The organism is Streptomyces shenzhenensis (assembly GCF_021462265.1).
GTDB lineage: Bacteria > Actinomycetota > Actinomycetes > Streptomycetales > Streptomycetaceae > Streptomyces > Streptomyces shenzhenensis.
This window is the reverse complement of sequence record NZ_JAJONF010000036.1, coordinates 83855-93845: the sequence shown is the minus strand read 5'-3', so window position 1 is coordinate 93845 and position 9991 is coordinate 83855. Positions and strand designations below refer to the sequence as shown.

The 9991-nt window shown below is 69.8% G+C and carries 9 protein-coding genes, 1 pseudogene and 1 riboswitch; of the genes and pseudogenes, 6 read left to right on the top strand and 4 right to left on the bottom strand.

The features are described 5' to 3' along the window. Both LQ326_RS34390 and LQ326_RS34385 read left to right on the top strand, forming a co-directional pair. Positions 1-85: pseudogene (locus tag LQ326_RS34390) on the top strand (glucosamine-6-phosphate deaminase); the annotation flags it as partial. 69 nt (positions 86-154) lie between these two features. Next, positions 155-739 carry a GNAT family N-acetyltransferase gene (locus LQ326_RS34385; protein WP_234542983.1) on the top strand — a complete coding sequence of 195 codons (585 nt, stop codon included), beginning with the start codon at positions 155-157 and terminating at the stop codon, positions 737-739. Here the strand turns inward: LQ326_RS34385 and LQ326_RS34380 are convergent. The 4 genes from LQ326_RS34380 to LQ326_RS34365 all read right to left on the bottom strand — a co-directional run bounded on the left by LQ326_RS34380 (position 736) and on the right by LQ326_RS34365 (position 5555). Beyond that, positions 736-2244: a glycoside hydrolase family 3 protein gene (locus LQ326_RS34380; protein WP_234542982.1), complete on the bottom strand. Its 1509-nt coding sequence runs from the start codon at positions 2242-2244 to the stop codon at positions 736-738. The two genes, LQ326_RS34385 and LQ326_RS34380, sit on opposite strands and share 4 nt — an antisense overlap. A 9-nt stretch (positions 2245-2253) precedes the next feature. After that, positions 2254-3096 (bottom strand): carbohydrate ABC transporter permease, encoded by an 843-nt coding sequence (locus LQ326_RS34375; protein WP_234542981.1) that lies wholly within the window; start codon positions 3094-3096, stop codon positions 2254-2256. Continuing rightward, positions 3093-4067: a carbohydrate ABC transporter permease gene (locus tag LQ326_RS34370; RefSeq protein WP_234542980.1), complete on the bottom strand. Its 975-nt coding sequence runs from the start codon at positions 4065-4067 to the stop codon at positions 3093-3095. The genes LQ326_RS34375 and LQ326_RS34370 overlap by 4 nt, the downstream gene beginning before the upstream one ends. 198 nt (positions 4068-4265) lie before the next feature. Then, positions 4266-5555: an extracellular solute-binding protein gene (locus LQ326_RS34365; RefSeq protein WP_234542979.1), complete on the bottom strand. Its 1290-nt coding sequence runs from the start codon at positions 5553-5555 to the stop codon at positions 4266-4268. Between the two features lie 359 nt (positions 5556-5914). Here LQ326_RS34365 and LQ326_RS34360 point away from each other — a divergent pair, with 359 nt between their 5' ends. The 4 genes from LQ326_RS34360 (at position 5915) to LQ326_RS34345 (ending at position 9794) form a co-directional block, all read left to right on the top strand. Then, positions 5915-6679 carry a GntR family transcriptional regulator gene (locus tag LQ326_RS34360; RefSeq protein ID WP_234542978.1) on the top strand — a complete coding sequence of 255 codons (765 nt, stop codon included), beginning with the start codon at positions 5915-5917 and terminating at the stop codon, positions 6677-6679. Between the two features lie 283 nt (positions 6680-6962). Further along, a complete protein-coding gene (locus tag LQ326_RS34355; protein ID WP_181806312.1) occupies positions 6963-7238 on the top strand; it encodes a DUF3311 domain-containing protein in 276 nt (91 codons plus the stop codon). Beyond that, positions 7235-8863, top strand: a complete 1629-nt coding sequence (gene mctP / locus LQ326_RS34350) for a monocarboxylate uptake permease MctP (RefSeq protein ID WP_234542977.1) — start codon at positions 7235-7237, stop codon at positions 8861-8863. The genes LQ326_RS34355 and mctP overlap by 4 nt, the downstream gene beginning before the upstream one ends. A gap of 424 nt (positions 8864-9287) precedes the next feature. Then, a complete protein-coding gene (locus LQ326_RS34345; protein WP_234542976.1) occupies positions 9288-9794 on the top strand; it encodes a GNAT family N-acetyltransferase in 507 nt (168 codons plus the stop codon). A 52-nt stretch (positions 9795-9846) separates the two neighbouring features. Further along, positions 9847-9971: riboswitch (cobalamin riboswitch) on the top strand. The last annotated feature ends 20 nt before the right edge of the window (positions 9972-9991 follow it).

Here is a 9991-nt window from a genome sequence, read left to right as displayed (position 1 = left end):
CGACGAGGCAGCCGCGTCCAAGCTGAAGTTCGCGGACTACTTCCGGCACACCTTTGCCAACAAGCCCGACTGGCAGGGGATTTAGCGGACTCGTCTGCCTGGTTCGGTGCGAGGCGGGTTCGGGGCCCGCGGGGCGTGGGATAGGTTGCCCGCCATGACTGTGTTAGGAACCGGCGCCTGGCCGCCTGACCCCATCAAGACCGAGCGGCTGGTGCTTCGCGAGTCCGAGGCCCGGGACCGCGCGCTGGCCATCGAGCTGAACGCGTCGCCCGAGGTGAGTGCCTACCTCGGTGGGCCTCGACCGCGTGACGAGCTCGAACGCACGGTGCCCGAGGTGCCCGGGCGGCGCCCCGGTTTCTTCGTGGTGGAGCTCGACGGGGCGGCGATCGCCACCGTCGAGCTCAAGCAGCACGCCCCCGAGCGTTCGCCCGACCGCCGGGCGGCCGGGGAGACCGAGCTCGGCTACCTGTTCCTGCCGCAGGCGTGGGGACACGGGTACGCCACCGAGGCCTGCGCGGCGGCGCTCGACTGGTTCTCCGGCGTTCTTCCCGGTGAGCCGGTGGTGCTCTACACCCAGACCGCCAACGTCCGCTCGATGCGCCTCGCGGCCAAGCTCGGGTTCACCGAACTGGAGCGTTTCCAGGCGTGGGGCGCCGAGCAGTGGTTCGGCGTGCGGTCCCCCCGCCCGGTGACGGTGCCGGGGCCGGGGCCGGGGACCACTCCGGGTGGGGCGCGCTAGGCGCCGACGCCCGCGATGACCTCGGCCGCCGCCACGCCGCACACCCGTGCCGCGCCGTGTGTCGCGATGTGCAGGGCGCCCCGGGGCGCGGCCTGGGGCAGGCCCATCTCCACCACGATCGTGTCGGGGCGGGCCTTGAGCAGGGTGTCCAGGGCCCGGCTCATCCAGGGGTGACGGTGTTCGTCGCGTACCACCGCGACGACACGGCGCTCCCCCGCCGCCGCGATCGCCGCGTGGCCCGCGTCCGCGCCGGCGAAGCTGCCGGTCTCGGTGCCGGGCAGGAGGCGGTCCAGCTCGGCGGCCACGCCCCAGGGTGTCTCCGTGCCCACCGCGATGTTGGTCTCGGGGGTGAGGACGGCGACGAAGAGGGGCCCGGTCGGCGGTGTGGAAGCGTCGACGCGCGTCACACGCAACGCTCGCCGGGCGGCGACGAGGCCGATGTCCGTCAGGGCGGGGTCGGGGTGCGCCGCCGGCGCGGTGGCCGTCCAGTCCGCCAGTGCCCGTACCCGCCGCGCCGCGTCCGCCAGGCGCTCCTCGGGGAGTTCGCCGGAGCGGACGGCCGCGACCAGGGCGTCGCGCAGCCGTCGTACCGTCTCGTCGTCCGAGAGGCCGCCGCCCACGCAGATCGCGTCGGCTCCGGCGGCGATCGCCAGTACGCTGCCGTGTTCGATGCCATAGGTCCCGGCGATGGCCCGCATCTCTATGCCGTCGGTGACGATCAGTCCGTCGTAGCCGAGTTCGCCGCGGAGGAGGTCGGTCAGGACGGGGTGGGACAGCGTCCCGGGCCGGGCCGGGTCCAGGGCGGGGACCAGGATGTGCGCGCTCATCACCGCGCGGGTGCCGGCGGCGACGGCGGCGCGGAAGGGGACCAGCTCGCGGGCGCGCAGGACGTCGGCGGGCGCGTCGATGCGGGGCACGGCGAGGTGGGAGTCGACGGCGGTGTCGCCGTGGCCCGGGAAGTGCTTGGTGCAGGCCGCCACCCCGGCCGCCTGGAGGCCGGTGACGTAGGCGGCGGTGTGACGGGCGACCAGGTCCTGGTCGGCGCCGAAGGAGCGGACGCCGATGACGGGGTTGGCGGAGTTGGAGTTCACGTCGGCGGACGGGGCCCAGTTGAAGTTCACCCCGCAGGCGGCGAGGCGGCGGCCCAGTTCGAGGGCGACCTGCCGGGTCAGCTCCGGGTCGTCGACGGCGCCGAGGGCGTGGTTGCCGGGGAAGGAGGAGCCGGTGCGCACCTCGAGGCGGGTGACGTCACCGCCCTCCTCGTCGATCGCCACCAGGACGTCGCCCCGCTCGGCGCGCAACTGGGCCGTGAGAGCCGCGAGTTGTTCGGCCGAGACGATGTTGCGGCCGAACACGCCCACGCCGGCCAGGCCTTCGCCGAGCCGGCGCAGCAGCCAGTCGGGGGCGGTGGTGCCGGTGAAGCCCGGCTGGAGGACGGTCAGCGCGTCGCGCGTGAGTCCGTCTTTTGAATTGAACGCAGCCGTACCGCTGGCGAATGTCGTCATCGGATGGGGTTATCCCTTCACGGCGCCCGCGGTGAGGCCCGCGGCCATCTTGCGCTGAACGAGGAGGAAGAGGACGACGATCGGCACGGCCATCATCGTGGCGCCGGCCATCATCGGGGCGTATTCGGTGCCGTGCTTGGTGGAGAAGTTGGCGAGCCAGACGGTCGCGGTCTGGTGCTCCTGGCTGAGCAGCATCAGGGCGTAGAGGTACTCGTTCCAGGCCTGGATGAAGGCGTAGACCGAGGTGGCGACCATGCCGGGGGCGAGCAGCGGGAAGACCACGCGGACGAAGGCGCCGGTGCGGGAGCAGCCGTCGACCATGGCGGCCTCCTCCAGCTCCTTCGGGATGTTGACGATGAAGCCCCGCAGGGTCCACACCGTGAACGGCAGGATGAAGGTCAGGTAGGTGATGATCAGGCCGCTGAGTTTGTCGTACTGGTCCAGGTCGTTGAGGAGCAGGAAGACCGGGATGATCATGGCGACCAGCGGGATCATCTGGACGGCGAGGATGCCGACGATCACGACCTTCCGGCCGCGGAAGGCGAACCGGGAGATGGCGAGGGCGGCCAGCAGGCCGATGACCATGCCGATCACGACGACCGAGAGCGAGACGATCAGGCTGCGGCCGACCGGACCCCAGAAGTCGGCGATGTCCAGCGCGCGGCGGAAGTTGGACAGGGTGAGGCCGGTGGGCAGCAGGCTCGGGTCCGGGTCGATGGCGTCCTTCGCCGGCTTGAAGGCCGTGTTGACCATCCAGTAGACGGGGAAGCCGGCGACGACGAAGACGAGGAGGCCGAGGAGGTTCCAGCCGGCCTTCGACTTCCTGCGGCCGGGGGTGGCGACGGTGCTCATTCGACCTCTCCGATCTTCAGCATCTGGCGCATGTACACGGCGACGACACCGAGCAGGAGGAGCACGGTGAGCAGGGCGATCGCGGAGCCCTGTCCGTAGTCGTTGACCACGAAGGCGCGGTCGTAGGAGTAGGTGGTCAGCAGCTGGAACTCGGGTTCGGGATGGCCGCCGCGCATCACGAAGACCTGCGGGAAGACGCCCATGTCCCAGATGACCGACAGCGTCGTGAGCATCACGATGATCGGCTTGAGGATGGGGAGCGTGACGTAGCGGAACACGCCCCAGGCGCCCGCGCCGTCGAGCCGGGCCGCCTCCTCCAGTTCACTGGGGACCTGGGTCAGGCCGGCGCCCAGCGTGATGACCACGAAGGGCACGGCCCCCCACACCACCAGGAGCATGATCACGGCCAGGCCCTGTGGTCCGCTGGCGAACCAGTTGTGGCCGATCATCTGCACGCCCGGGAGCTTGCTGAGCAGGGCGTTGAGGATGCCGTAGTCGGAGTCGAAGAGCCACTTGAAGAGCGTGGTGGCGACGATGACGGGCATGCCCCAGCTGGCCACCAGCACGATGTTGACCAGCGTCTTCACCCAGCCGGAGACGCGCTGCAGCAGCAGGGCGACGAGCATGCCGATCACCATGGTGAAGACCACGCAGCCGACGGCGAAGACGATCGTGCGCAGCACGACCTGCCAGAACTCGCTGTCACCCAGCACCTTGGAGAAGTTGCCGAACCCGACCCACTCGGCCGGCTTGAACCCCCACAGCTGGGACTGCCCGAACATCTGGAAGGACAGGGTGACCAGCCGGTAGAGGGGGTAGCCGAGGACGAGCCCGAGGATCGCCAGGCAGGGCGCGAGCAGCAGCCAGGGCACGGCGGGCCCGCCGGAACGCCGGTTCACGCGTGGTCTCTGCGGGGAGTCCGGTGGCGGTGCCAGCACCTTGGCGGGTGTGGTCGTATCAACGGCACTCATCGTGCGCTCCTAAGCAGATCAAGAAACGTCAGGTGCCGCGCCCCCGAAGGGGCGCGGGGCGGTATCCACCTGCGGCTACCGCCGCGTGTGCGCGACCAGCCACAACGCACCCGCGGCGGCCCACAACCCAACGCGGCACTTTCTTACGGAACCCACCGGCCGGACCTGCCCCCGTCGGCCAGGCCCGGCCGCGGGCCACTAGTTGGTGCTGTTGATGACCTTGTCGATGGCCGCGTCGGCCTCCTTGGCCGCCGCCTGGACCGTCTCCTTGCCGGTGCCGATGTTCTGCAGCATGTTCTGCAGCACCTGCGCCTTCTCGACCTGGCCCCAGCCCGGCGCCATCGGCACGAACCAGTTGGACTCGGCCGCCTCGGCCGGCACCGCGGTCGCCGGGTCGCTCTTCAGCGTCGCGAGGTCGGTCTTGTTGTTGGGCAGGTTGCCCTTGGCCATCAGGCCCTTCTGGCCGGAGGGACCGGTGAACGCGTTGATCCACTCGGCGGCGACGGCCTGCGCCTTGGACTTCACCGGGACGGCGAGGTCGGAGCCGCCCAGGAAGACCGGCATGCTCTTGCCGGACGGGCCGGGCATCACGAAGTTGACGAGGTTGTCCTTCAGCTTGCCGCCGGTCTTGTCGTTCTTCGGGTCGGCCGCCGTCGCGCCCTCCCAGGCGGCACCGAAGATCATGGCCGACTTGCCCTGGCCGTAGACGATGTAGCGGTCGGACTCGTCCTTGGTCTTGTCACCGTGCATGTACTTGTCGATGACGTTCTTGAACTCGGTGAGGCCCTTGACGGACTCGGCCGAGGAGAGGTTGCCCTGCCACTTGCCGCCGTTCTCCACGGCGATGGAGCCGCCGGCGTCGTAGACGAAGGACATGGCCGCGTACCAGTCGCGGGTGGGCTGGTACCAGGCGCTGAACTTGTCGCCTTCCTTCTTCTGGATCTTGTCCAGGTCGGCGGTCAGTTCGGCGTAGGTCTTCGGCGTGGTCGTGATGCCGGCCGAGGCGGCGATGTCCTTGCGCCAGTTGGCGACGCGGCCACCGGCGTAGTAGGGCACGCCGTAGGTCTTGCCCTGGTAGGTGACGGAGGCCTTGAGGCCGTCGAGCCACTGGCCGGAGTTGGTGAACTGGGAGGCGTCGACGGGGGCGAAGGCGCCCTTGACCATGTAGCTGAGCATCTCGGTGTTGCCCATCTCGACCACGTCGGGGGCCTTGTCCGTGGCGAGGACGGCGTCCAGCTTGGGGTTCTTGTCCGGCCAGCCGTAGTACTCGTGCTTGATCTTGATGCCGGGGTGCTTCTTCTGCACGGCGGCGTCGGCGGCCTTCACCAGGTTCGGCCAGTTGTTCTGGGCGTCCACCGTGAGCCAGACGGTCAGCTCCTTGGCGTCCGAGCCCTGCGCCTTGTTGTCGTCCTTGCTGTCGTTGCCACACGCCGCGATGGAGACGACCATGCCCGCGATACCCATCGCGGCTATCAGCTTGCGCTTCACGCCACCCTCCTCAGGGATGCCACAAACCCCCCTGCCTCCCCGCACGAGCGTTGGGCCGGGACCTGGACCAATGGTGTAGACCAGTGCGGGAAGCTTGGCCCAGACCAGCAGGCCTGTCAAGGGCGGTCGAATAGGCTCCGACCAGCCGTTATGCGACCTACATATGCAGGAACCTTTAAGTAAGAACCCCTCGAAAACCCGGGGCGCGGACGAGACAATTCCGGTAGACCACTTGAGTGATGGACTAGACCAGAACAGTCCGCGACGGTATACAGAGGGGATCACGCAGCGTGCAGGGCGCATCCCGGTACGCTGCCGTGCCAGCGAGGCGAGCAGCACCGGAGCCGGGAAGGCGGAGCATGAGCACCGACGTCAGCAGGGCGGAGAACGAGAGCGGGACAGCCGTCCGTACCGCGCGCGTGCCCAAGTACTACCGCCTGAAGAAGCACCTGCTCGAAATGACCGAGACACAGGCCCCCGGCACCCCGGTCCCGCCCGAGCGCACCCTGGCCGCCGAGTTCGACACCTCCCGCACCACCGTCCGCCAGGCCCTCCAGGAACTGGTGGTCGAGGGCCGCCTTGAGCGCATCCAGGGCAAGGGCACCTTCGTCGCCAAGCCCAAGGTCTCCCAGGCGCTCCAGCTCACCTCGTACACCGAGGACATGCGGGCCCAGGGCCTGGAGCCGACCTCGCAGCTGCTGGACATCGGCTACATCACCGCCGACGACCGGCTCGCCGGCCTGCTCGACATAAGCGCCGGCGGCCGGGTGCTGCGCATCGAGCGGCTGCGCATGGCCAACGGCGAGCCGATGGCGATCGAGACCACCCACCTGAGCGCGAAGCGCTTCCCGGCCCTGCGCCGCTCCCTCGTCAAGTACACGTCCCTGTACACCGCCCTCGCCGAGGTGTACGACGTCCATCTCGCCGAGGCCGAGGAGACCATCGAGACCTCGCTGGCGACTCCGCGCGAGGCCGGCCTGCTCGGCACCGACGTGGGCCTGCCGATGCTGATGCTCTCCCGGCACTCCCTGGACCACGAGGGCCAGCCGGTGGAATGGGTGCGCTCGGTGTACCGCGGCGACCGCTACAAGTTCGTGGCCAGGCTGAAGCGGCCCGCGGAATAAGGCCTGCGGAATGAGACCTGGCCGGGGTCGGGTCGGCTGGGGTCCGAGGGGGCACCCCGGGAAAGCACAGCGTGGCCCGGCTCAGCGGCCACAGGACCGAGGCGTTCTCACCCGCGTCACACCCGCCCCTCCTGACGACTCGTCACTCTTCTCCACCAAATCGACATGCTGATATGCGGATGAGGTCTTCCGCTGACCTCGCGCGTTCGCCATGATTGCCTGCGCATTACGCAGGTGAACAACGGTGATCGCCGTGCGGTCAGTGAGGGGACGGAGCCGCGAGATGTCAGATGCGTCCGATGTGACCAAGGCGGCGGTGGTGACGCCTGTGCGCGTCGCCATCGCCCTGTGCCTGCTAGCGCCCTTCGTGGCGATGCTGTGGGTGGGCTCGTACTCCAAGACGGACCCGGTGTTCATCGGGATCCCGTTCTTCTACTGGTACCAGATGCTGTGGGTGCTGCTCTCCACCGCGCTCACGATGACCGCCTACCAGCTGTGGCAGCGCGACCAGCGCGCCCGCAAGGCCGCCGCGAGCGCGAGCGGGGGTGCGGCAAAGTGAAGGACGGTGTGAACGGCGTCGCGCTCGGCGTCTTCGTCTTCCTCTTCCTGGCCGTCACGGTCATCGGCTTCTGGGCCGCGCGCTGGCGCAAGGCCGAGAACGAGCACTCCCTCGACGAGTGGGGCCTCGGCGGCCGGTCGTTCGGGACCTGGATCACCTGGTTCCTGCTCGGCGGCGACCTGTACACGGCGTACACCTTCGTCGCCGTGCCGGCGGCGATCTACGCGGCGGGCGCGGCCGGCTTCTTCGCGGTGCCGTACACGATCCTGGTCTACCCGCTGATCTTCACGTTCCTGCCGCGCCTGTGGTCGGTCTCGCACAAGCACGGCTATGTGACGACCTCGGACTTCGTGCGCGGCCGCTTCGGCTCCAAGGGCCTCTCGCTGGCCGTCGCGCTGACCGGCATCCTGGCGACGATGCCGTACATCGCGCTGCAGCTCGTGGGCATCCAGGCGGTGCTCGACGTGATGGGCGTCGGCGGCGGCGACGGCACCAACTGGTTCGTGAAGGACCTCCCGCTCCTCATCGCCTTCGGCGTGCTGGCGGCCTACACCTACTCCTCCGGTCTGCGGGCCCCCGCCCTGATCGCCTTCGTGAAGGACGCGCTGATCTACATCGTCATCGCGGTGGCGATCATCTACATCCCGATCAAGCTGGGCGGCTTCGACGACATCTTCGCCAAGGCGGGCGCCGCGTTCGCCCAGACCAACCCGGCGACCGGCAAGCCGCGCGGCGCCCTGGTCCCGGCGCAGGCCGGCCAGTGGACGTACGCCACCCTGGCGCTGGGCTCCGCGCTGGCCCTGTTCATGTACCCGCACTCGATCACCGCGACGCTCTCCTCCAAGAGCCGTGAGGTGATCCGCCGCAACACCACGATCCTGCCGCTGTACTCCCTGATGCTGGGCCTGCTCGCCCTGCTGGGCTTCATGGCGATCGCGGCCGGCGTCAAGGTCACCAACGGCCAGCTGGCCATCCCCCAGCTGTTCGAGAACATGTTCCCGGACTGGTTCGCCGGGGTCGCCTTCGCCGCGATCGGCATCGGCGCCCTGGTCCCGGCGGCCATCATGTCCATCGCGGCCGCGAACCTCTTCACCCGCAACATCTACCGGGACTTCATCAAGCCGGACGCCACACCGAAGCAGGAGGCCCAGGTTTCCAAGCTGGTGTCCCTGCTGGTGAAGGTCGGCGCGCTGGTGTTCGTCCTCACCATGGACAAGACGGTCGCCATCAACTTCCAGCTGCTCGGCGGCATCTGGATCCTGCAGACCTTCCCGGCCCTGGTCGGCGGCCTGTTCACCCGCTGGTTCCACCGCTGGGCCCTGCTGGCGGGCTGGGCGGTGGGCATGGTCTACGGCACGGTCGCCGCGTACGGCGTCGCCTCCCCCACCCAGAAGCACTTCGGCGGCTCCTCCAAGGAGATCCCCGGCATCGGCGAGATCGGCTACATCGGCCTCACCGCGTTCGTCCTCAACATCGCCGTCACCGTGGTCCTGACCTTCGCCCTGAAGGCTTTCAAGGCCCCCGAGGGCATCGACGAGACCAGCCCTGCGGACTACACGGCGGACGCGGGCGAGCCGGGCGTGGAGGTCGAACTCCCGCCGGCCGTCGCGGGATCCGCGCACTGACGAGACCCGGCCGGGCGCACCCGCGGCTGTTCGCGGGTGCGCCCGGCCATCGCGTCCCGGAAGCGGTCCGGTTCGGGACGCGCTCGCCCGGGCGCCGGGGACGGGCGGTGCCCAGGTACGGCGCCACAGCTCCGGCCGCAGCGGCTCAGGGCTCGTGCGGTGCAGGGACGGCAGCGGCGTCTCAGGGCGCTCGGCGCGCCCGCCGGACGAGGGGGTGGGGCCCGCGGGTGCGCCCTGCCACGGCTCCCCGCCCTCAGGTGCGCCCTGCCACGGCTCCCGGCGCTCGGCGCGCCCGCCGACGAGCGGATGGGGCCCTCAGGTACGCCCTGCCGCGGCCGCCGGGCGATGCCCCGGGCGGCCTCCTCGCCGGCGGGTGACGGACGGTTCGCGTCGTGGTGTCAGTGGCCTCCGGCAGACTCGCACCATGGACATCACGATCCGGTCCGCGGACCCCGCCGAGTATGCCGCCCTGGGCGAGATAACCGCCCAGGCCTACCTCCAGGACGGCCTCCTCGACTACGGCGAGGGCGACGAGTACCTGCCCGTGCTGAAGGACGTCGCGCGCCGGGCGGCCGCCGCCGAGGTGCTCGTCGCCGTGGAGGGCGAACGGCTCCTCGGGGGAGTCACGTTCGTCTCCGGCCCCGGTCCGGTCGCCGACATCGCACGCCCCGGCGAGGCCGAGATCAGGGCGCTCGCGGTCGCGCACGAGGCCCGCGGCCGGGGCGCCGGTGTGGCCCTCGCGCGCGCCTGCGTCGACCGCGCACGGGCCACCGTGGGCTGCACGGCCGTCGTCCTGTCGAGCCAGCGCGGCATGCACACCGCGCACCGGATCTACGAACGCCTCGGCTTCGTCCGCACGCCGGAGCGGGACTGGAATCCCGTACCGCACCTGGACGACCTCACTCTTCTCACCTACCAGTTGACGCTCTGACACCACCGCGACACAACATGTGGGGGTGACACGACAGCCCGGCACCAGATGTATGCTCATGCTCGCTGTCGCCGCAGGGGAATCCGGTGCGAATCCGGAACTGTCCCGCAACGGTGTACTTGTGCACGTCTGTGCACAGGAGTCAGTCCGAGGACCTGCCGACAGCGCGCCCGGCCACCCGGTCAGGGCGTTGTGAC